Origin of the sequence: Gimesia panareensis (assembly GCF_007748155.1) — a bacterium.
GTDB classification, from domain to species: Bacteria; Planctomycetota; Planctomycetia; order Planctomycetales; family Planctomycetaceae; genus Gimesia; species Gimesia panareensis.
In genome coordinates, this window is record NZ_CP037421.1 from 252208 (window position 1) to 275876 (window position 23669).

At 56.6% G+C, this 23669-nt stretch carries 16 protein-coding genes; 5 read left to right on the forward strand and 11 right to left on the reverse strand.

Translation table 11 applies throughout. The annotated features are described in order from the left end of the window. Positions 1–120 precede the first annotated feature (120 nt). A complete protein-coding gene (locus Enr10x_RS01020) occupies positions 121–1548 on the forward strand; it encodes a N,N-dimethylformamidase beta subunit family domain-containing protein (RefSeq protein WP_145447891.1) in 1428 nt (475 codons plus the stop codon). 3 nt (positions 1549–1551) lie between these two features. Here the strand turns inward: Enr10x_RS01020 and Enr10x_RS01025 are convergent, their stop codons facing one another. After that, positions 1552–2097 carry a GNAT family N-acetyltransferase gene (locus Enr10x_RS01025; protein WP_145447892.1) on the reverse strand — a complete coding sequence of 182 codons (546 nt, stop codon included), beginning with the start codon at positions 2095–2097 and terminating at the stop codon, positions 1552–1554. Between the two features lie 228 nt (positions 2098–2325). Between Enr10x_RS01025 and Enr10x_RS01030 the strand changes: the two genes are divergently transcribed. Then, positions 2326–5868: a PVC-type heme-binding CxxCH protein gene (locus Enr10x_RS01030; protein WP_145447893.1), complete on the forward strand. Its 3543-nt coding sequence runs from the start codon at positions 2326–2328 to the stop codon at positions 5866–5868. A gap of 28 nt (positions 5869–5896) precedes the next feature. Here the strand turns inward: Enr10x_RS01030 and Enr10x_RS01035 are convergent, their stop codons facing one another. Further along, positions 5897–7585 (reverse strand): GH3 auxin-responsive promoter family protein, encoded by a 1689-nt coding sequence (locus Enr10x_RS01035; RefSeq protein ID WP_145447894.1) that lies wholly within the window; start codon positions 7583–7585, stop codon positions 5897–5899. 102 nt (positions 7586–7687) lie between these two features. Next, complete coding sequence (locus Enr10x_RS01040) at positions 7688–7891, reverse strand: small basic protein (RefSeq protein WP_145447895.1); 204 nt, start codon at positions 7889–7891, stop codon at positions 7688–7690. A 300-nt stretch (positions 7892–8191) separates the two neighbouring features. Here Enr10x_RS01040 and Enr10x_RS01045 point away from each other — a divergent pair, with 300 nt between their 5' ends. From Enr10x_RS01045 to nrdR, 3 genes are all read left to right on the forward strand, one after another. Then, entirely contained in the window at positions 8192–9865 is a 1674-nt protein-coding gene (locus Enr10x_RS01045; protein WP_197997441.1) for a sodium:solute symporter family protein, read from the forward strand. A gap of 18 nt (positions 9866–9883) precedes the next feature. Beyond that, entirely contained in the window at positions 9884–10066 is a 183-nt protein-coding gene (locus Enr10x_RS01050; RefSeq protein WP_145447897.1) for a hypothetical protein, read from the forward strand. A gap of 180 nt (positions 10067–10246) precedes the next feature. Next, positions 10247–10702: a transcriptional regulator NrdR gene (nrdR, locus tag Enr10x_RS01055; protein ID WP_145102947.1), complete on the forward strand. Its 456-nt coding sequence runs from the start codon at positions 10247–10249 to the stop codon at positions 10700–10702. Between the two features lie 7 nt (positions 10703–10709). Here the strand turns inward: nrdR and Enr10x_RS01060 are convergent, their stop codons facing one another. The 8 genes from Enr10x_RS01060 to Enr10x_RS01095 form a co-directional block, all read right to left on the reverse strand. Continuing rightward, positions 10710–12134 carry a DUF1501 domain-containing protein gene (locus tag Enr10x_RS01060; protein WP_145447898.1) on the reverse strand — a complete coding sequence of 475 codons (1425 nt, stop codon included), beginning with the start codon at positions 12132–12134 and terminating at the stop codon, positions 10710–10712. A 2-nt stretch (positions 12135–12136) separates the two neighbouring features. After that, positions 12137–14743 (reverse strand): DUF1553 domain-containing protein, encoded by a 2607-nt coding sequence (locus tag Enr10x_RS01065; protein WP_145447899.1) that lies wholly within the window; start codon positions 14741–14743, stop codon positions 12137–12139. A gap of 470 nt (positions 14744–15213) precedes the next feature. Continuing rightward, positions 15214–16785 carry a sulfatase family protein gene (locus tag Enr10x_RS01070; protein WP_145452582.1) on the reverse strand — a complete coding sequence of 524 codons (1572 nt, stop codon included), beginning with the start codon at positions 16783–16785 and terminating at the stop codon, positions 15214–15216. A 395-nt stretch (positions 16786–17180) separates the two neighbouring features. Then, entirely contained in the window at positions 17181–17543 is a 363-nt protein-coding gene (locus tag Enr10x_RS01075) for a hypothetical protein (RefSeq protein WP_145103024.1), read from the reverse strand. A 171-nt stretch (positions 17544–17714) separates the two neighbouring features. Further along, positions 17715–19550 carry a family 10 glycosylhydrolase gene (locus Enr10x_RS01080; protein WP_145103027.1) on the reverse strand — a complete coding sequence of 612 codons (1836 nt, stop codon included), beginning with the start codon at positions 19548–19550 and terminating at the stop codon, positions 17715–17717. An 82-nt stretch (positions 19551–19632) separates the two neighbouring features. Beyond that, positions 19633–20679 (reverse strand): Gfo/Idh/MocA family protein, encoded by a 1047-nt coding sequence (locus Enr10x_RS01085; protein WP_145103031.1) that lies wholly within the window; start codon positions 20677–20679, stop codon positions 19633–19635. Between the two features lies 1 nt (position 20680). Further along, positions 20681–22027 (reverse strand): 3-keto-disaccharide hydrolase, encoded by a 1347-nt coding sequence (locus Enr10x_RS01090; protein WP_145447900.1) that lies wholly within the window; start codon positions 22025–22027, stop codon positions 20681–20683. A gap of 63 nt (positions 22028–22090) precedes the next feature. Further along, the gene (locus tag Enr10x_RS01095; RefSeq protein ID WP_145116077.1) at positions 22091–23575 is read right to left on the reverse strand and encodes a Gfo/Idh/MocA family protein; all 1485 of its coding nucleotides are present in this window, start codon (positions 23573–23575) and stop codon (positions 22091–22093) included. Between the last annotated feature and the right edge of the window lie 94 nt (positions 23576–23669).

Here is a 23669-nt window from a genome sequence, read left to right on the forward strand (position 1 = left end):
CAGAAATTTCGCAGGAAACTGACAGGCACGATGATGGCAACCGGTGACCGTCGATGGTAGGATCGAAAGAGAGTTTGAACTCTACTTTACACCCCGCTGTTCTGACTGAGGAAGATCACCATGATTTCAGCGTTCTCTCGACTGTTGCTGCTGCTGGTATTCACAACCCTGTTGACCGGGCATCTGCGCGGCGCGGAAGATGACGCCGGTTCGATTTTTATCGAGGGCTATACCAACCAGTTGAGCTATCAGCCGGGAGAGAAAATCCGGTTTCATCTTTCCAGTTCTGAACCGCAGTATTCGATCGAGATCACCCGCCTGGGAGCGGAGAACAAGACGGTCTTCAAAGAGACACGCAAAAACGGGATTGCTTACCCGGTGCCCGAAGATGCCTCTTCCAACGGCTGTCAGTGGCCGGCCGCGTTCGAGTTGACCATCCCCGATTCCTGGGCCAGCGGTTATTACAGTGTCCGCCTGGGCGTGCGCGATCGGGGTGGAAAATTCATTCAGCGGAATACACGCTCTGCTGAATCGAGCCTGTTTTTTATCATCCGTCCGAAACAGCCGGGAGCTGAGACGAAGATTCTGATTCAACTCTCAACGAACACCTACAACGCCTACAATAACTGGGGCGGTTCCAGCCTGTACAGCTACCATGGACGCAATCATCTGCAGGGGCACCGCGTTTCTTTTGATCGTCCCCTGGCCGGACAGTTTTCCAACTGGGAATATCCTTTCATCGCCTGGGCCGAACAGAACGGCTATCAGCTGGACTACGCTGCCAACAGCGATCTGGAGTTCCATCCGGAGCTGCTCAAGCATTATAAACTCGTACTGAGTGTCGGCCATGATGAGTACTGGTCGGCACCGATGCGTGATCACCTGGAGGAGTACATCAGGCAGGGGGGGAACGTTGCCTTCTTCAGCGGGAACTCGGTCTGCTGGCAGGTTCGCAGTGAAGATGCGGGTCGCGCCCTGACCTGCTGGAAGCAGTGGTATAACCAGGATCCCGTTTTCCCGACCGATGATCGCAGTACCCTGACCACTCTCTGGAGTCATCACCTGGTCAACCGCCCGGAAAACCAGTTGACCGGTGTCGGCTTTCTGTATGGCGGTTATCACAAAAGCCACGGCCAGTTCATGGATGGCGCTGGCGCTTACCGCGTGCATCGACCCGAGCACTGGATCTTTGCAAAGACCGGCATCAGGCAGGGAGATGAATTCGGGGGCAAGGATACGATCGTCGGTTACGAGTGTGACGGCTGTCAGTTTGTGCTGCAGGATGGTCTGCCCGTGCCTACCTTTAAAGATGGGACGCCCAAAACGTTCCAGATCCTGGCGACCTGCCCGGCGAAATGGGCACCCGGCGACAGCCTGTGGTATGACCGTTTCGAAAAAGACCGGGTCGGTGCCGCAGTTCTGGGGATGTATACCAACGGGGGCACCGTACTGACGGTGGGCAGTACCGACTGGGCACACGGACTCCGCGGGAAAGATCCGATTGTCCAGCAGATCACAAAGAACGTGCTCGACCGGTTGTCGAAGTAAGGGCTAATTCGGCTGCAGGGCATCCCGTTCGGAGCGGGTGATGCAATAGAGTACGTGGCGTTGTAGTGGGTCGTTGTCAGGCAGTCCCGGGTGGTCGAAATTGTCGATGTAGGACATGCCGATCTTCTCCATCACTCTCCGCGAAGCGATGTTGTCGGGTACGGTGAATGAGACCAGCTGGTTCAGATTGCATTCATCAAACCCATAGTCCAGTACCGCGCGTGCGCCCTCAGTGGCGTATCCCTGATTCCAGTATGGTGCTGCCAGCCGCCAGCCGATTTCGATGCAGGGGGTAAAAAATGCGGTGAATTGAGGAACTGCCAGACCGATAAATCCCGCGAATTTTGCCTGGTCTTTGATTTCGACTGCCCACAGCCCGAAGCCGTATTGTTCAAAGTGCTTTCGGATATCTTCCACCATCTGCGCACTCTGTTCGTATGTCAGAGTGGACGGAAAATATTTCATTACTTGTGGATCGTTGTTGAGATCTGCAAACGGTGCGACATCATCATCACACCACTGTCTCAAGATCAGTCGAGAAGTTTCCAATGCCCTGTTCCCCGGAGTTCATCAAGTTATTTCGTCAGGTAGTAATCTCACTACGCAGGCGTCCCGTTTCTAACGGGGAAATTTCCAGCAAATCCATCTAAATTCAAAATCCATGTGACATTTTTATCGATATTGAAAGTCGTTCCTCCTTCTGTTCAAATAATTAAATAATATTTAATTATCGCAGTCCTTTTAATCAGAGCTGAATCCTGAATGGAGTACATGAAGATGAACAAGTCCTGTTTTGTGGCGTTATTCATAACTTTAACTCTCTACAGTATAAATTGTCTTCAGGCGGCGGATCCTAATGCGAAAACTTCTCTGATTCAGGTTCCCGGGGCATGGGAAGACCAGCAGGCAGGCAAGTATGCCGATCTGGATGGCTTTGCCTGGTATCGTTGCTACGTCAAAGTTCCCAATAACTGGGCCGACATGACTGCCCGTCCCCTCTGGCGGGATTCCGTCACACTCTCGATCGAAAAACTGGCGGACGCGCATGAGGTCTATATCAATGGAACCCGCATCGGTCAGATCGGATCATTCCCCCCGCAATTTAAAAGCGGCTTCGACAGCTATCAGCGCTATAAAGTCCCCCCGGGAACGCTCAAGCTGGGGAAATACAATACAATCGCGATCCGGGTATTTAATCAGGAAGGTCCGGGCGGCTTTCGTGGCGTCCCTCCGATTCTGGCCGGCTACTTTCTCGAGTGCGTCCTCAAAGGGGAATGGGAGTTCCTGCCGGGCGATGATCCCCGGTGGGCATTAACCGCCCGTGATCAGAAGCCCGCGCAGGCGGCCTTCGATCAGTTCACCCCCGCGACATCGACGCTCAAACGATCGGCGAAACTGTCGCCGGGACGTCGGCTCTCTCCGGAAAAATCGATGACGCTGTTTGAAACCGATGACGATGTCGAGGTGGAACAACTGCTCACCGAACCTCTGATCGGTCAGCCACTGTTCATGAGCTTCGACGAACGGGGGCGGATGTGGGTCGTGCAGTATCGACAGTATCCCTATCCCGCGGGGCTCAAGGTATTGAGCCGCAATAAATATTACCGCATGGAATTCGACCGGCTCTCGCCCCCGCCGCCGAATCACTTTCCCGGCAATGACCGGATCACGATTCACGAAGATACCGACGGCGACGGCAAGTACGACGAGCACAAGGTCTTCGCCGGTGATCTGAATATCGCGACCTCGGTTGTCAAAGGGCGGGGAGGCATCTGGGTGCTCAATCCGCCTTACCTCCTCTTTTATCCCGACAAAGACAACGACGATATCCCCGACGGCGATCCGGAAGTCCGTCTGCGGGGTTTTGGTCTGTCCGATACGCACTCTGCGCCTAACAGTCTGCAGTGGGGACCGGACGGCTGGCTCTACATGGTGCAGGGGAGTAACCTTGTCTCGCATCTGAAAAACAGCGATCAGCCGGATGCGAAATCAATCTACTGCGAAGGCCCCGCGGTCTGGCGGTATCATCCCGAAACGGGGCGCTACGAACTCTTCGCCGAAGGGGGCGGCAATGCCTTTGGACTGGAAGTCGATGCGGACGGCCGCGTCTATTCCGGTCACAACGGGGGCGGCACCCGCGGATTTTATTACGTGCAGGGAGGCTATTACGAAAAGGGGACCGAGCGGAAGTATGGCGATGTGAGTAACCCTTATGCTTTCGGCCTGCTTCCTTTCATGAAGCATGCGGCCACGCCCCGCTTCAGCCATGCCCTGGTGAAGTACGAAGGGGACACACTGCCCGCGCGTTTTAAAGGGAAGCTGATCTCCGTCGACCCGCTGCATCAGTATCTGGTACTGACCAAAGTCGAGCCTTTGGGATCTTCCTTTCAGACTGAGGATGTCGGCTTTCCTCTGAAGAGCACGGACCTGGGCTTTCGGCCGGTGGCGATCTACGTAGGACCAGACGGCGGCGTTTACGTGGCTGATTTTTACGAAGAGTTCATCGCCCATGGCCAGCATTACCAGGGGCAGATCGATCCCAATTCGGGCCGTATCTATCGTTTGAAAGGGAAAGACGCACAGCCCCGCAAGGTTGAGGATCTCAGTAAAAAGACGACCCGCGAACTGCTGGAACTGCTCAAGCATCCCAATGAATGGCACCGCCGGACTGCCTTACGGCTGATCGGAGATCGCAAAGATCCGTCGGTCATTCCGGTGCTCAAACAGTGGATCAAAGAGAACGACGGGCACCTCGCGCTGGAAGCGTTCTGGGCATTGAATCTCTCGCAGGGATTTGACGATGCGGTTGCGGAAGAGACATTGAAACATCCGCAGCCGATGGTTCGCTTCTGGACGGTGCGGCTGCTGGGGGATGACAAAGTGGTCTCCAGTCATATCGGCGAGAAGCTGGTCGAGATGGCGAGGACCGAAACGAACGCGGAAGTTCGCGGCCAGCTGGCGGCAACGGCGCGGCGTCTGCCCGCTGATGTCTGCCTGCCCCTGGTCGAAGCGCTGAGTCGACATGCCGAAGACGTGGATGATCCCTTTCAGCCGCTGATGCTCTGGTGGGCACTGGAATCCAAGTCGATCTCGGATCGGGAGCAGGTCCTCGCTCTACTGAAAGACAAACAGTTCTGGCAGCGCCCGCTGGTGCAGACCGCTCTGCTGGAGCGACTGATCCGCCGTTATGCGACCGCGGGAAGTCGGACCGATCTGGTCACCTGTGCGAAACTGTTCGAACTGGCCCCCGATGTGGACTCGCGCAAACTCCTGATGACCGGTTTCGAGAGTTCCTTCAAGGGACGTTCGCTGGCCGGTCTGCCCGAAGCATTGGTCAAGGCACTCGCGGATGCGGGCGGCGGCTCGACGACCCTGCAGATGCGACTGGGCAACAGCGACGCCATTCAGAAAGCGCTCGATGCACTCAAGTCACCAGAGAAAAAAGCAACGGGCAAAAACCAGGCAGAGCTGGTGGATTATATCCAGGTACTGGGTGAACTGCAGGAGCCCCAGGCACGGCCCGCGCTGCAGTCGTTGTTGAGCAGCACGAAAAATGCCGACCTGCAGACCGCGTTGCTGGTCGCCTTACAGAAATATCAGCAGCCGGAAATCGCGACTGTGATTCTGGAGCGGTATCCAAGTTATGCGGACGACGTCCGCGAAGTGGCGTTGAGTACGCTCGTCAGCCGTAAAGCGTGGACGCGTGCGTTACTGGCGGCTGTTGAAGAGGGGCGCATCGAGAAACAGTCGATCCCGGAAGATCTGGTCCGTAAGATGACGATTCACCAGGATCCAGAGATCAAAGAACTGGTCGCTCGGCACTGGAAAGAGATTCAGGGCGCATCCAGCCAGCAGATGCAGGCCAGTATTGCCCGCATCTCCGGGGTGTTGGAGCAGGGAGCCAGCGATGTTTATCGCGGCAAGGAACTGTATCAGCAGAACTGCGCCAAGTGCCATGTGCTGTTTGGGGAAGGGAAACGCGTCGGACCCGAATTGACGCAGTACAAGCGCGACGATTCCCTGCGGATGCTGATGCACATTGTGAATCCGAGTGCGGAAATCCGCGAAGGTTTCGAAACGTATCTGGTGATCACCGACGACGGTCTGGTGGTCTCCGGCTTCCTGTATGATCAGGACAAACAGATCGTCGTACTTCGCGGCGCCGACGGTCAGAACGTGACGATCAAGCGGGAAAACATCGATGAAATGATCAAGCAGCCGAAATCCCTGATGCCCGATGGACTGCTCGATAAACTGAGCGACCAGCAATTGCGGGACCTGTTCGGTTTCCTGCGGAGCAGTCAGCCGGTCTTTAAATAATGATCGATGTTACAGAGTGATTCATGACTCAATGCGAAAACTTTTCGATCAGTTCGCTGGCGTAATCGAGTTTGGGAATCAGGCAGGGGTGCTTGTACTGCTCCAGGCTGCCTCCCGGTTTCTGCTGACGCTCAGTTGCGAAACGCTGCCACGTGCCCGGCTTGAGCGGGCAGGGGACTGGCGGCGCGAGCCGACCGGACTGTCGTTTCTCCGCATATTCACAATTGGCTTCCTGCAACTGCTGATCGAAGGCGGCGAGCAATCGCGTGAGTGATTCAGCCGACAGCGTGGGGGATTCTTCAAACAGCAGCTGATAGCGCGGCGGTTCACCCCATTGGGGGATGACTGTGAACTGACCGAGTTCGAGAGCGACCTCTTCTGTGGCGCCGCGGACGGCTGTCACGACCTGGGACTCGGTAATTTTCTCACCTGTCAGGTTGGAGATGTGAGCGCCCTTGTGCAGAAATTCGAGCATGGGAGTGGACTGATAAAAGCCGGTACAACGCACGACGTCACAGATGTGATAGCGATACAGGCCCGAAGGCGTGGTCAGCAGGATATAATAATTCTGCCCCTCTTCCAGCTGATCCGCCGTCAGAATATGGTCTGTCGTCAGCGGGTCTTCTGCTTCGGGAACAAACTCAAAAAAGTGGGACGTGATATCCAGCACGCCACTCGAAGTGCCGGAGGCGAGGGGAATTGTCATGCGTCCTTCACTGGCCGAGAGCCCATGATCGCGGACCGGCAGATCTCCATAGTAGGGTTTTAGTTGAGACAGGTACGCACCCGCACTGCCTCCGGTCCAGACCGCCAGTACGCAGAGCCCGGGCCAGTAGTCGCGCGGATAGAGGTGACCGGTGCGTTCGATGATCTGTTCGAGTTCGCGTGCCCGCCGGCGGTTCTTCCGCTGCAACCGTCGTTTTAATTTTCCCAGGACCCTCGGATCCATCTGCGCGGCGCCGGTCAGTCGGCCGTCCGCGATGTCCCGCACCAGGGATTCTTTTTCCTGGTCGGCGAACCGGGCCAGGTGCAGCAGTGTACTCGGGTTGGCCGTGGTGAGCATGCCCACATAGCGGTCGGCCAGCGCGAGCCGCAGCGTGGTGTAGTATTTCAGCTGTGCGTCGTCGATACGGGAAACTTCGCCGGGCACGGTATACATCGACTGCACGACGGGACTCTGCATCGCCGCGACCAGGCCGCTGATGTTCCCACAGGGAGCGCCGCCGGGCGTGCGAAATTTATCATAGTTGCTGGTCAGCTGAACGATGTTGTGATATTTGAGCGAAGGGTAGTCGTCGTAGGTCAGGATGCCCCAGTTCTGCCAGCCCTGGCGGTAACTTTTCAGAAAGGGGACCGTGATCGGAATGAATTTGGAATCCGTGGTCGTGCCGCTGCTCAAGGTAAACATCAACAGCTGATTCTCGGGACCTAACAGCGCCTGCGTCTCACCCTGTTTGACCCGTTCGATATAGGGTTGGAAAAAATCGTATTCCGTAACGGGAAAGCGGGATTGAAAATCTTCAATCGTGCAGGAGCCGTCCAGTTTGTGCTGGCGGCTCAGGTCGCTGTCGGCGTTGAGTTGCAGGATGTCCTGCAGGGTCTCCTGCTGGACGGCGCGACAGGAACTGGTGCGTGCAAGGAACTCACGGGCGGCACCGCGATAGCGTTGTCTTACGAAAATCCCTCCGAACGCTCGCAGCAGATACAGGGCATGCATTCCTTGCTCCCCGGTGAAATGTTCTGCACTCAGAAAAGGGTCCACGTGGAGGAGAGTCTGTATACAGCAGGAACTCTCCTCCGTTCAGACGGGACCGGACGATTAATCTTCGTCGTCGTCTTTCTTCTTTTTCTTCTTCTTGCCGATCGAAACTTTTTCGACGCGGACTTTAGGCAGTCCCAGAGCGCCCTGGCCTTCGACCCAGCGATCTTCGAACTTCAATTTTTCAATACGTTCAGCGCGCTTCAACACGTTACGGGCACGGGTCAGCGAGCTTTTGCTCTTCAAACTTTTGTCGAGTGACACGGTGTCATCCCCTCTGAATAGATGTTATTTCGAAGACGGTCATTTACTATGGAAATTGACCGTCAAAACTGGCATAGTGGTGTCTTAATCGCAAGAAGCGCTCTTAAAGCATGCTGGTCAAACGGACATTTCGCCCGCGACGATTTGCGAAGCGACATATGGTAAAGGGAAATGTCAACGATTGCAACCGCTGCTAAATGAATCCTTTCCGCTGTTTTTCGCGAATTTTCGAAATTCAGCACCAAAACCGGGGCCGAGGGAGACCAGACCATTTCGCTGTACGATACAAATTTCACCCTGTTGGACTGGTTCCTCGTCGCCTGCTACCTGCTCTCATCGATCGTAATTGGTTTGTGGGCCAATCGTTACGTCGGAAACCTGTCCGATTACCTGGTCGCCGGGCGGAAACTCCGCCTGAGATTGGCCCTGGCAACGATGACCGGGACCGAACTGGGCCTGGTGACCGTGATGTATATGGCCGAACTCGGTTTTACCCAGCAGTACGCTTCGCTGTACCTCGCCTTTCTGGAAGCGGGGGCGGTGCTGCTGATCGGTCTGACCGGCTTTGTTGTCTATCGGCTCAGGCAGTCGTCGATCATGACAATCCCCGAATATTACGAACAACGCTATTCACAAAAAGTCCGGGTCGTGGGGGCGACGGTGATGGTCATCTCGGGCGTCTTGAACATGGGCCTGTTTCTCAAAGCGGGTTCCCAGTTCCTGACCGCGATCTCCGGATTGCAGGACGAAATTTATCTGAAGCTGATCATGACGGGCCTGTTGCTGCTGGTGCTGTTCTATACCGTGCTGGGGGGCATGGTCTCCGTGGTGATCACCGACCTGATCCAGTTTCTGATCCTGGGGACCGGTATGGTGATTGTGACCGGCGTGGTCTTCTGGTCGATCGGCTGGGATGGGCTGTCGGCGATCGTGACTGAGCAGAACGGTTATTTTGATCCCTTCCATGACAAGAATCTATCGGGGAACGGAAAGCCCATCGGCTGGCTGCAGGTAGTGCAGATGGCGATTGTCATCGGTTCGGCAGCGCTCCTCTGGCCAACCAGTGCTGCCCGCACGCTCTCCTGCCAGAGCGCGGAAGTGGCTCAAAAACTCTATTCGCTGAGCTCCATCTCCTTTCTGGCACGTCGCGCCCTGCCGGTATTCTGGGGCATCGGGACGTTTGCCTTTTTCGCGTCTCAGCCGGAACTGTTTCGGGAATTTAACCAGGCAGTCGAGACCAGGGCCTCGATTACATCACTGTCCGCCATGCCCCTGTTTCTGGCGAAAGTGGTGCCGACCGGCCTGCTGGGACTGGTGACGGCGGGCATGATTGCCGCTTTCATGTCGACCCACGACAGTTACCTGCTCTGCTGGAGCGGCGTGATTACCCAGGATATTATCGCTCCCATAGCCGGGCCGATGAGCCAGCGTTCCCGGATTCTCACGACACGGATTTCGATCTTCGTGATCGGGGCCATGCTTTTGACCTGGGGGCTGTGGTATGAAGTCAGCAGCGATCTCTGGGGGTACCTGGCTGTCACGGGTGCCGTTTACCTCTCCGGGGCGATTCCCACGGTGGTCGGTGGTCTGTACTGGAAACGGGGGAGCCAGGCCGGGGCACTCGCAGCCATTCTGGGAGGTCTACTGGGACTGTCGGCGATGGGACCCTGTGTGGAAAAGATCAATGAGTTGAATCAAATGAAAGTCGGAGAAACGATGTCATTGGAAGCCGAGAAGGTCAGTCCACCCGAAGGTACGATGTCCATTCAAGCGGAATTTGAAAAGGAAAAGTCTAAAGAAACCAAGCAGGCTAGCCCAGTCATAGGCAGGAAGTATATCCAAATGGAAGTGAACGGGACCCATCTGACGCTGCTCACGTTCGCATTTTCAATTACAGCCTACATCGTGTTTTCACTGTTGTTTCCCGACCGACGTGCCGAAACGAATCCGAGCGCCTCCGCCAATCCGGCTTAACCTGAGAGAGAACTGATTATGTATCTGTGGATGAGCATCTGGACGTTATTACTGTTGATCAGTGGACTCGCGTTTCTGGTCGTACTGGTTTACGTTGTAACCGGCGTCAAAGCGGAATTGAAAGAAACGCTGGATGACTTGCGGATGGATGTGAGTGAATCGCAGGCGCATGAAGAAATTCTGGATCAACCCATCGAGTGAACGTATCGCGGGTTTGAGCGTGTTTTTACTGATGATCGGTAAACCACTAAAAATTCGGGTTTTCTGAACAATTGACTGGTGAATCAGTTACGATCCTGCTATTTTTTAACAATAGCCTGCAGAGCTTTAATGGCTGAATAGACGGGCTGTTGCTGTTTCCTACCGGGAGTCGCGTCGCTCATGATGTGCCCTTTTTGTCGTGATGGTGAGACGAAAGTCATTGATTCGCGCTTGAGTCAACCTTTCAGTGTGCGCCGCAGGCGTGAATGCCTGGCTTGCGGCAAACGCTTCACGACCTACGAAAAGATCGAAGAATCCCCCCTCAAAGTCGTCAAGAAAGATGGTGCCCGCGTGCCCTTCGATCGGATGAAAATGGTCAAGGGGATTGAGACCGCCTGTTACAAACGCCCCGTCAGCCCCGATCAGATTGAATCCATCGTGGCTCAGATCGAAGCCGAGATCTATGAAAACTTCGATCGCGAAGTCCCCTCGCGGTTTATCGGCGAGCGGGTTTCCACGGAGTTGAAGAACGTGGATCAGGTGGCCTTTGTCCGCTTCGCATCGGTCTATCGCAACTTTACCGACGCCAACGATTTCGTGACGGAAATCCAGCCCATGCTGCGAGCTGACGACTGACCGCTGCTTACGCGATGATTTCCGGCACCACGTTTCCAGCCACTCCGGTGATCCGCATGTCGAGCCCCTGGAATTTGAACGTCAGCCGTTCGTGATCCATGCCCAGCAGGTGCAGCAGGGTCGCGTGGAAGTCATTCACGTGCATCGGCTTTTCGGCGACATTGAAGCCGATGTCATCGGTCTTGCCGTAAGCGAATCCGCGTTTGACGCCGCCGCCTGCCATCCAGACAGAGTAGGCATCTTTGTGATGATCGCGTCCCGGCGATTTGCGGTCGCCCTGAACCATGGGAGTGCGGCCGAACTCAGCGCCCCAGACGACCAGCGTATCATCCAGCAAACCCCGCTGTTTCAGATCTTTGATCAGAGCCGCGATCGGCTGGTCGACCTGTTTGCACTTGCGTTTCAGTCCGTTGACCAGGCCGCCGTGATGGTCCCAGCCCTGGTCGAACAGCTGCACGAACCGCACACCCCGTTCCACCAGCCTGCGGGCCAGCAGACAGTTGTTGGCGAAGCTGGCTTTACCGGGTTCGGTGCCGTACTGCTCGTGAATGTGTTTCGGTTCGTTGGAGATATCCATCAGCTCGGGCACCGCGGTCTGCATGCGGTAGGCCATTTCGTACTGGTTGATGCGGGTGGCAATTTCGGGATCGCCGACATCCGCCAGCTGGACCTTGTTCAAATGGTTCACACTGTCGATGATCCGTTTACGGTCCTCGCCGGTCATCCCTTTGGGATTCGACAGGAAGAGCACCGGGTCTCCCTGAGAGCGGAATTCAACGCCCTGGTAAATACTGGGGAGAAAGCCGCTGCCCCACAGGCTGTTGCCGGCACCGGCGACATTACCGGTGATCAGCACGACGAAGCCGGGCAGGTTACTGTTTTCCGAACCGAGACCGTAGTTGACCCACGAGCCCAGCGACGGCCGACCGAAGCGGGAAAAACCGGTCTGGAAGAACAGCTGTGCGGGAGCGTGATTGAAGTGATCGGTTTTCAGCGAATGGATCATGCAGAGTTCATCCGAAACCGACCCGAGGTGGGGCATCAGTTCGGAGATCGGGATGCCTGCCTCTCCCTGGCGTTTGAAGGCAAACGGACTGCCCATCAGTTTGGGTTGTTCGCGGATGAAGGCCAGTCTTAAGCCTTCCCAGAGTTTATCGGGAACCAGCTCGCCGTCCAGTTCCTGCAGTTTCGGTTTGGCATCGTATAAATCGAGGTGCGAGGGCGCGCCGACCATGTGCAGGAAGATCACATTTTTTGCTTTGGGTGCGAAATGCGACTGGCGGGCCGCCATCGGATTCGTCCCAGTGGGGATGTTCCCCAGCAGGTCATTGGCGAGCAGGGTGGTCAGTGCAGCGCCCCCGACGCCCATGCCGGCCCGTTGAAAGAATTCACGACGGGTATAGTTCAGCAGTTGTTGCATGCGTTCGTTCATGATTAGCCCTTCGTGATCGTTTCGTCGAGGTTGAGCAGGATGTTAGCGACATACAGCCAGGCCGCCATGCGGGACGCCCCAACGCCTTCCGGCCGGTTCTCCGCTGAGATCAGTTTCTGGGCTGACTGGGGATGGTCCTGGAAGTGCTTTAGTTCCTGTTCGAAGACTTTCGTGAGGTGATCGACTTCGACGGTTTTGGGTTGTCGAGACAGACAGAGTCGAAACGCGTATTCGATCCGCTCTCGATCGGTCATTCCGCTGGTCAGACCTCTGGTTGCCAGCCGTTTCGCCAGACCGGTGGCGATCTCAATATAAGCGGGGTCGTTGAGCAGAGTGAGTGCCTGGAGAGGCGTATTCGTCCGCGAACGGTTGATCGTACAGGCCCCGCGGTCGGGGGCATCGAAATTTGTGAAGCTCGGGTAGGGGGCACTGCGCCGCCAGATGACATACACGCCTCGGCGGTAGCGATCTTCCTCAGTGGAGGTGTTGTATTTCGGAGCATTACGACCGACGTGTCGCCAGAGTCCGTTGGGCTGTGGCGGGTAGATCGGCGGGCCTCCCATTTTGGTGGAGAGTAGACCGCTGATCGCCAGTGCGTTGTCGCGAATCGTTTCCGCGGAGAGTCGCAGGCGGGGACCGCGGGTCAAAAGTTTATTGTAGGGATCGGCTTCCAGCAGGGCGGGAGTGACTTTCGATGACTGCTGGTACGTGGCGGACATGACGATCAGTTTATGCACGTGTTTCATCGACCAGTTGTGTTCCATGAACTCGACGGACAGCCAGTCGAGCAGTTCGGGATGCGTGGGGGGATCGCCCTGGCTGCCAAAATCTTCCTGGGTGGCGACGATGCCCTGTCCGAAGAACTGCGACCACCAGCGATTCACGGTGACGCGGGCAACGAGTGGATTCTCCCGAGCAACGAGCCACTTCGCGAAGGCGAGGCGGTTGGGTGTGCCCTGGGCCTGGAGCGGATGCAGCGCTTCGGGTGTCTGCGGGGCGACTTGAGCCCCTTTGTCGAGGAAGTTGCCCCGCTTGAAGATGTTGTTCATCCGCGGCTTGTCCATTTCGACCATGACCAGCGACGTGTCCGGCTCCAGTTCGTTCAGCTTTTCGCGCACCTGATTGAGCTGTTCGTTCAGTTGGGCGTAATCGGCATCCTGTTCGCGCTGATAGGCGGTGAGTGCCTTGGTCTGTTTGGCAGTCCGTTTGTCGGTTTCCGTATTCAGAATCTTGCGAATATTATCGGGAACTTTTGCGCCTTCTTCGCTGTTCTCCAGCAGCGCGAGAGTCGACTCTTCCCAGGTTTTGTACGACTCTTCCAGTTGTTTCTGTCGCTGGTTGACTTTCTTCTGCAGTGCCAGACGTTCGTTGGTCAGCTGGTCTTTCTGCTGTTGCGTTTCTTTACTGAGTGGCACCATCAGTTTGGGGCCGGTGACATCGAAGGTCACACTCTTCCCGACCTGCTTCACTTCCAGCGGCGTGTTGTTGAAGAAGGCGAAGATCTGGTAGTAGTCCTGCTGCGTGAAGGGATCGTATTTGTGATTGTGGCACTGGGCACATTCGAAGGTCGTACCGAGCCAGACCATGCCGGTGGTGTTGACCCGGTCGAAGATCTGGTTGACGCGGTTCTCTTCCGGATCGACGCCCGCTTCCACGTTACAGGTGGTACAGCGATGAAAGCCGGTGGCGATCTTCTGGTCGAGGGTCGCATTCGGAATCAGGTCGCCGGCGATCTGTTGAATGGTAAACTGGTTGAAGGGCATGTCCCGGTTGAGGGCGTTGATGACCCAGTCCCGGTAGAGCCACATCTCCCGCAGCTGATCCGCCTGGAAACCGTTCGAGTCGGCATAGCGGGCCAGGTCGAGCCACTGGCGGGCCCACTTCTCGCCGTAGCGGGGGGACTTCAACAGGTTGTCGACATACTTTTCATAGGCGGCCGGGGAGTGATCTTTTTCAAAGGCGGCGACCTGTTCCGGGGTGGGAGGCAGGCCGATCAGGTCGAGCGAAACGCGACGCAGCAGACGGGCCGGGTCGGCAATCGGGGCCTGCTGCAGCGGGGGGTTCTGCTGCTGCAGTTTGCGGACGACATACGCATCGATGGCATTGTTTACGCGCGCGGAGCCTTTGATTTTCGGCAGCGGGTGTTTTTCGGGAGGCAGATAAGCCCAGTGTTTCGGTTCTTCAGATTCGCTGGGCCAGACGGCTCCTTCGTCGATCCACTGTTTGAGAGTGGCGATTTCCTGCGCAGTGAGTTGATCGCCCACATCCGCGGGGGGCATCTGTTCGCCTTCAACTTTGGTGGACACACGATGAATCAGCTCGCTCTGGTCACTTTTACCGGCGACGATGGCGGGCTCTCCCGAATCGTTGCGGAGCAGCAGATTTTTGCGGCTCGTCAGACGCAGCCCCCCTTCGCGGGCATCGGGACCGTGGCAGTCCTGGCAATGCTGGACGAGGAGTGGCCGGATCGATTTCTCGAAATCAATCTTTGCGGCAGCGGGTTTGTCAGTTGCCTTCGGTGCTGCGACAGCAGACCAGACAGACAATGTGACTGCACTGAAAAAGGAAAGACCAACGATAAGCGCTCGTGGAACTTGAGAACCATACATACGCGTTCAATTCCTGACAGGCGGTACTCCTGAGGCACGAAAACGCGACAGGGGTGACCTGATGAGAACATTGAAAGTAATGCCGGTCCGTCAGAACCGCCGATCTCGGAGGGACGGTAGTCAGACACCACTGCCTGACGGGCTGAATGTGTTGCGGGTGAGTTCGTGTGGTTGATGAATCTCCAGGGGAAGATCAAGCCTTTAAGATAACCTGAACGGGGCCGGAATTCAAGTTTTTTTCCGGATCGCCGCCAGGCTGGTACAGAGTGAAAATTTCGTAAGTTTAGAATATAAGTTTATATATAATAAGGTCTTGCGCACGTCCTGCTTCCCGGGCGGGTGACCCCGAATGGAATCCGGGCGGACCCATTTTTCTGGGGGAATTGCGAGATTATTCGATCACTGTTGGCAAGCCAACAGTGCCACCCAACGTGCCAACTGTGCCACCGACACGCTGTTATCGGGTCTTCTCATTGAGACTTGACCTGGGGCTTTTTCTGCTTGATTCTTTGCGGTCGTTTTATCTTCTGAGCCGACTTGCCTGCTTCGAAAATGTCGACATCCCCGGTGTTCTTCTGGGGTGCTCCCGGCGTGGAGCGACCGCGGTCGGCGTAGCTCTGCAGCAGGTCGGTCAGTTCTTTGACGACCTCGGGGTATTCGGACTGCACGTTCTTCTGCTCATTCAGATCGTCGTTCAGATCGTAGAGCTGAATGGCCGGGAGCTGGCTGAGATCATCTTTGCCCGGTTTGGGGAAACTCCAGCCTCCCGACCCCGGACAGAGTTCCAGTTTCCAGTGTCCTTTGCGGATGGAGAAGGCACCCCGAATCGAATGGTGGACGGCGGCTTCGCGGAGGGGCTGTGTGTCTTTGCCTTCCAGGGCGGGCAGAATGCTGACGCTGTCTTCTCCCGCGTTGTCGGGCAGCTTCGCACCGACGATGTCCGCGGCGGTGGCCATCAGGTCGGTCAGGCAGATCAGCTGATCGGAGTGCGTGCCGGCTTTGACGCGGGCGGGCCAGTTGGCGATGAAGGGGACGCGATGTCCGCCTTCATAGATGTCGGCCTTGTGACCCCGGAAGCGGTAGCTGGGCTGATGATCTTTGTCAGCCATCTCTTTGAAGTTGGCTGCGGGCGAGCAGCCGTTGTCCGCGGTGAAGATGACCAGCGTGTTTTCGTGGATGCCCTGTTTCTTGAGCGCCTGCATCACCTGGCCGACGGTGTCATCGACCTGCATGACGAAATCACAGTACTTGTTGATACCGCTTTTCCCCTGCCATTCGGGTGTGGGCAGGATGGGCGTGTGCGGTGCGTTGAGGGGGAAATAGATGAAGAACGGCTTCCCTTTTTTAGAAGCGGCCGCGTGTTCGTCGATGATCTCAACGGTTTTATCGGTGATGCGGGGCAGCACGTCGATGGCTTCGAAATCTTTGTGGGCCGGTCCCTCCCGGAAGAAGGCCTTGGTGACGGTGGGGATGCCCTGGCTTTTGTTGTTTTCAATATAGACATAGGGAGGCATGTCGAGTGAGGCACTGATGCCGAAGAAGTAATCGAAGCCGACCGTGTTGGGGCCGTTCTGAATCGGTTTGGAGTAATCGACTTCCCAGCCGGGATTGGTTTTTTTGTTATACGATTTCTCGGTGGCGATGCCGCCGTCCTTGAGCGTCCAGTCCATACCCAGGTGCCACTTTCCGACCGCGGCGGTATAGTAACCGTGCTGCTTGAGCATTGAGGGGACCGTCATGCGGTCCGGTTCGATCAGCCGCTTGGAAAGTCCCCAGAGGACGCCGCTCTTCAAGCGGGAGCGCCAGTTGTAGCGACCGGTGAGTACGCCATAACGGGTGGGGGTACAGACGGAGGAACTGGAATGGGCGTCGGTAAAGATCATGCCCCCCTTTGCCAGTTGGTCCAGGTTTGGCGTGGCAATTTTGCATTCCGGGTTGAGTGCCTTGATATCGCCGTAGCCCATGTCGTCTGCCAGGATGTAGATGATATTGGGATCGTTTGATTTTTCTGCTGCTGCGGCTGGGGCAGCGAGGCAGAGCATGGCCACCCAGCATGTAAGCGTGAAGACTATAGAGAGAAACAGAAAACGCGATGTGCGGGTTCTGGCAGATAAAGCGAGCGCAACTTTGGCAGACGGCATGGTGAGTCCTCTGAGAAATGTTAGTGTGTTGTTTTTTCTTCAGTATCAACCAACGGGACCGCAGGGTCAAGCAAATCGTGCTGTGAATTGACTTTGATACTGGGGGATTGCATGCAACCAAAGTAGAAACAGACCTGCATCAGAAAAGCTGACCTGGCCTGAGGAATCAGCCGTACCAGTCTGCACAACGGGCCAAGCTGCAACCGTTCAAACCGGCACAGCCTGCGAAGATCGTGATGTAGAAGCCAAAAGCAATACCCCGATGAAAACGCTTCAAGTTTTGGCAATTGCTCTTCCTACGATGACAGCGAAGGATACGCATCATCTGATATCAAGAATACGTTCTCTAAATCCTCGCATTCACAGTTGATTGGTTCCACATGCATCACAACAAACCAATTCTCTGGATTAGCATCACCATGTGACACGGTTGTTGAAATGAATTGCACTGATTTCTCTGGAGATCCACCGACCGAAAACACTTGCCCTTCCTGAAACCGGTCTAATCCTTTGATATACTCAATGCGCACGCAAAGACGCCCCTTTCGACCGGGCTTGGCGAGAAGGCTCTTGACTGCCGCTTGAGGTTGTCGATCAGTCAAGCGAGTCAAACTCTCGTAGAAATCCTTCAAGTCGTTTTCGGATATTTGCGACTTCATCGACGGTAATTCCCCAGCTTTTCGAGTTTCGCAAAAGGGTCAGAAAAGGATGTCGGGAACCTTAAATTGACGCATGGTGTGGTGTGTTTGCTTCAGTATCAACCAACGGAACCGCAGGGTCAAGCAAAGTGTGATGCGAATTGGCTTTGATATCGGGGAGCGGTCTGGTCTTTAAAACCCGGTATTCGGGTACCAGCGACTAAAATAATTTTCGCCCAGTCTGGTCAGGGGGATGGCAGTGGGTTTGAAAATGAATGAGCCATCGCGGAGTTGCTGGCGATGACCGAGCTTTGAAACCAGCGGCCAGTAAGGATGGCGCCCCTTTTGCCAGGTGACGAACTGATTTGGATCCCAGACGGCGATTCCATCGGCCCCATTTTCATAGTCCCGCGTGACCGATTTCAGCAGGCTGTCCGCACTTTCCATTTTCCAGCCAATGTAGAAAGGGAAGATTTTCACATTGGTTCCCTTGGTGATGCGGGCGTAGTAAGCCGTGTCTCCCGACTTCGATTTCAGCCCGCTGGTATAATACGCGAACCAGGCAATGCCGATCTGGTCGATCAGTTTTTCTTCAATCCAGCGTTCTACATCCAGTCCGAACTTCCGATTATCTGCAGGGGTGGAAAAGGTAGAAACGGCCAGTTTAAGGCGACGATTGGGGGTTCCGCGCTGAGTCGAAACCTCATCCAGCAGCTTGCGAATTTTGCGCATGAACTCTGTAACAATCGTCGCCCGCAGCTGGAGCACGCGCGGGTCGTCTTCGGCCAGCTGGCGGGGATCTTTTCCGTATTCTTTGATGAACCGCTGACAGAACGGTTCTTCCCACAGGATCATGGGCATGCCGCGATGAAAGAGAAAGCCGGCCCCATCTGCGCCTCGCTGCAGTGCTTCGCGATAGACTTCGATCAGATGGTCCTGAACTTCCTCTGCAGCGTAGCTGAGATGCATGGTGGGCGTGCCGTCGTAATCGATGCAGCGCCACTCGGGATGTGCTTCGTAAAAATCACTCATGAAGAACTCCTCCCACGGCGGTGCCGCTTTCCAGCCGGCAGCACGCAGGCAGATGAGAATTTCCGCCTGTTGTTTGTGTGCTTCTTCCACTGCCACTTTCAGAGGGTCAATTCCCTGCTGATGCAAATGGCGGACCGATTCGACATACTCGCGATCGACTTCCCGCGGGAACGTATCCAGCTGTGCCCCCATCAGGTTTCCCACCTGGCTCGGGTGATGGACGAGATCAGCGCCCCCCACCTGAAACCACCAGGTCTTGAAATCACTGTCGCGGTAAGCGGAAAACGTCGCCGCGAGATCGGCGCGATTCTGAGGACGAAACGGATGAATCCAGGTATAGCCGTCAAACGTGGCCACCGCTGTTTTGGTTTTCTTTTGCGCACGATCGGCCAGTAGCGAGGCGACTTCCTCGTCGGTCAGCGGAATGGTTTTGACAAAATGGATCCGCGCCGGCATGTGGTACACGGTGGAGAACTGTAAGTCGTTGTCGGTCAGGTCTGCGGCGCCCAGAAACACTTCTTCCAGCACATCCCGGCGTTGTGGACCCAGGTCGAGGCGATTGCTCAGCCGGGTGTAAGCAGGGTCGCTGGTGAATTTGGCCTCCACATTATTCTTAGCGGGGCGCACGAGATCGGTGATCGAGCTCAGTCCGATATAGACGGCGTGCCAGCCTTGCTTGCCTAGCTGCAATGTCAGGTCCGGCGCGGATGACTCACGTCCGACCGAGATACATTTTCCCGAGAACTCAGCCGTCTCGTATTCAAACACTTTCCATTTATTATGCTGACGACGATCTGACAATGCGTTGGCCGGGATGCAGCGGGTCAGGTCTGTGATGCGTTCGGCCTGCTGGAAGTTCTGCCATTGCTCAGAGTGCGTCAGCGGAATCTGTTTCCGGGCAGACGTCGGTTCCGCAGCAGCCACGCATGTCGCTGAGGTTGTGATGAGACCGAAAAACAGCGCGACCCTGATATGCCTGAAAATGTTGTGATTCATAGCGTGTTTCCTGTCAGCAGATTGCCGGTTTGCGTAGTCCCCGTGAATGATACCAGCCACACCCTTGCGTGTGCTGTTATTTTCAGGGGAGCACTTCGCTCATATCGACCGGATTGCCTGTCTCGACCGAGCGCTGGGCTGCAACACACATCGCGACGGACCATTTGCCGTCTGCGCCGGTTGTCATCAGCGGCTTGTCGTCCCGGACGGCGCGGACCAGCATGGCCATTTCGTCTTCCAGCTCGTAGACTTCACCGGTGATTTTTTCGATGGGGATGTCGGTGACGGTTTCGCCGTCAGAGGTCTTGAGGAAAAACGTCGGATGCAACGTGCGGTCCATCGCGCCGCTCCAGCTGGCCCACAGCGAGCCTTTCGTGCCGGCCACTTTGACGGTCTGGTGGTGCTCGAACATCGACAGTGACTGCGAGACCACGGCGTACTTGCCGCCGTTGAACTTTACGATCGCGCTGAAGTTATCCTGCAGTTCGGGATGGTTCGGCTGGCGTGAGTTGGCGGTGGCGAAGACCGAAACCGGTTCGCCGGCAGACGACAGATACCAGCGGGCGAAATCGAAAAAGTGAATCGGCTCTTCCAGGATCCAGTTCCCCACGCGGTCGATGTCGTAACGCCAGCCATCCGCTCCGAGTCGATATGGGTTGCGCGACAACTCGACGAGCACGTACTGTGGTTCGCCGACGAAACCCTCGTCGATCATCTGCTTGACTTTGCTCCACAGGGAAGACAAGCGCAGCTCATGTCCAATGGCCAGCAGTCGGCCGCCTGCGCTGGCCTGTCGGTTCAGATCGTCGCACTGCTCGACCGTCAGGCACATCGGCTTTTCCAGGAGCAGGTGCTTGCCCGCCTGAAGGACGGCGGAGGCGACTTCGTGATGCAGAAAGCTGGGCAGCACGACATCGACAATGTCCACGTCGTCACGCGCCAGCAGATCCCGGTAGTCGGTCGAGACAGCCGCCTCGGGAAATGCTTCCCGGGCCGACGCACAGGTCGACTCGGATTTGGCCGCGATGGCAACGAGTTCCGCACCGTCGGTTTTGCGGATCGCTTCCGCGTGGCATTGGCCCCACGCGCCGTAGCCAATCAATCCAAAGCGAACGCCAGGTGTTGTCATGTCACTTCAACTCTTTGATAAACAGATTGCGGAACTCCACGGGGTCGTTGTGGTGCTGCAGGGCGATGGGGCCTTGCGGAGGAATTTCCGGGAGCTGTGCGCCTTCGATGACGGTGGTGCCATTGAGGACTACTGATACGCGATCGCCGCGCATGGTGATCTCGAAGCGGTTCCATTGACCGAGTGGACGGTCCGCGTTTTTGATGGGGATGCATGCGCGGCGGACTTCGGGCGGCATTGTCTTGTCGGTGCGGTAGCCGTTGATTTCGCCGGAACCGAGGACCTGGCTCCAGACGTTGAGCTGGGCTTTGGAACTGCCGCGAATATAAATGCCGCTGTCGCCGGCATCGAGGTGCGGGCGGGTGACGCGTTTGCGGGGATTGTCTGCCTCCATCAGGAAATCGCCGTTAAACAGGACGATGGGGTGCGGCTTCATTTCCGGTTCGGCAGAGAGACGCCAGTCGACGATCAGGACAAAGTCTTCGAATTCTTCCTTTGTCCAGAGGTCGCGGTCGGCCCGTTTTTTGGACTCGGCCTTGCCGTCGTAGTGGATTTCGCCGTCATGCGCGACCCAGTGCCCCTTGTGTCCCGGCCGATGGTTCCAGCCGGCAAACGTGAGTCCGTCGAACAGCGACTTAAAGCCTGCGTCAGCCTGCGCGATTTTTTCCGGCGGCGGGTTGCTCGAGGGCAATTCGCGAATGCGGATGTTGCGAAAATGCACCTTGGTGTGTTCCGACTGCAGGCCAATGTAGCCTTTGACGAGGCTCGTCTGTTTCGCTCGCGTGACCACCTTTCCGTTGACGGCCAGTTCCACGGTGCCGTCCTTTGATGTGAGCACGTACTGATTCCACTGGCCGGCGGGTTTAAAGCGTTTTTCGAGGGGACGGGCTCGCGCAGTGGTCCCCTTTTTGTCGGGATCGGTCAGCGGCACGAGAGAGGCACCGCGAATTCCAAACAGACTGCCATGGTCGTCGTCGAACAACTGGGCTTCGATGGCACGCGGATACGGGGCACCGATCTGCGGCAGTGCATCGGCGTGGAAGAACAGGCCGGAATTGCCGCCGGCTTTCTCGTGCCGCCACTCGAGTTCCAGGACATAGTTCTCAAACATCCGATCGGTGCGCAGGAAACAGCGTGGTTCGCCCGTGCAGACGATGGTGCCGTCCTTGACCTGCCAGGTGTCTGGCGCGCCGTTGACGTTGACCCAGCCGGAGAGATCCCGGCCGTTGAACAGCTCCGTTTCTGCAGCGGGTGGTTCCGCTTCTACCGGGGCAGGGCTCATGCAGAGTGAGACGAGACACAGGGCCAGTAGTTTCACCCCGGCGTTGATTTGTACGTTGCTCTTCATCTGTTTCTCGTCCTTTATGATATCTTAAGCCAGGTGTGAGTCATCAGCGGTCAGCGATTGTCATTACGCTTCGGGCGGCTTGCCATCGATCCAGGGGCCGGCGAGCTTCTGATATTCGGGTGGGTACATGACGCTGCCCGTGTCTCCTGCATGCCAGCCGGGCACATGGCGGGGTTTGGCTTCTGCCTTGGAGAGTTTCTCCCAGCCGTCCGCCCAGCTGCTGTTGCCTTCGCCGACCTGTCCTTCGCGATCGACGTGGAACACCTTGCCTTCGCGGTAGCTGCGTACGGCCAGGTTGACGAGCATCACCGCGGCTGCGCCCAGTTCCGGATCGTTATTGACGGAGGTGGGTTTGCCCGAGCGGATGGCGTCGAGCCAGTTCGCGCAGTGCGTCGACACGATGTCGAGCTCGGTTTGTACGTGGAATGTCTCGGGTTTGAGTTTGCTGTTGAGCGTGACCTGCGGTCGTTCGGGGACAAATTCGAACGAACACTTGCCGCTGTTTCCTGAACAGCTCTTGTCGAACAGCAGCAGTCCGTTGTGGCCGCGGATGATGTGATCCAGCTTGCGTTCTTCGCTGACCATGGTGCTGCTGACCAGCCCCTGCACGCCTTCGTGGAAGTCGGCGATGATCGAGGCGACGTCGGTGACTTCGCGATCGTCGTATTCAAAAAAGATCCCGCCGCCACCGACCACGCGACCGGGCTTGCGGAGTCCCGTGGCTTTCAACATGCCGGTCACACGGTGCACGAACAGGTCGGAGAACATGCCGTACCCGAAGGCCCAGTAACAACGCCATTGTCCGAAGATCTCACGGTCGAAGGGCACGTCGGGATGAAAGCCCTCATCCACGCCGAGGAAGCGACGGAAGTCGACCGTCTGCGGCGTCATTTCTTTGGTGATCAGGTTGTGCCGCGACATACCGAACTTGCCGTTGCGGGCACACTCGGTCTGGAACTGCACGACTTTGCCCAGCAGGCCAGCGTCGATTTTCTCGCGGGCCATGTCCCAGACAGGTGCACTGGTCGATTGCACGCCGACCTGCATCACGCGGTCGCTGGCTTTCCAGGCAGCTACGACTTCCGCGCCTTCTTCGACCGTGTGCGTCATCGGCTTTTCGCAATAAACGTGTTTGCCTGCGGCGAGCGCATCCAGCGTGATCCGGGCGTGCCAGTGATCGGGGGTGGCGATGACGACCGCGTCGATGTCCTTGTCGGCCAGCAGATCGTGATGGTCGATGTGCGTGGTCGGTGTGACGCCGGTCTGTTCCTTGATGTAGTCGACAAAGCGCTGACGATGCACCGAGTAGACATCGGCGACGGAAACGAGGTCGATGTTGCGACCCAGCCCGCGGAGTTTGACGAGTTTTTTCGTGATGGTATTGAAGCCGCGATTCCCTGCCCCGATCACGCCGATCCGTAATCGTCCGTTCGCACCGGCTGCGCGTGTCTGTGCAGTTGCGGCCAGCAGGCTCGCTGCGGCACCGGTCGTGGCGCTGGTCTTGATGAACTCGCGTCGTGATACGTTTGATTCCGTTGGTTCCGTCATTACTCGTTTCTCCAAACTACGGGTGAGCTGGTCTGCTGTTGCTGACAATAGGTGCATGCGCGGGTGATGTTGAATATAAATCAACTCCAATATG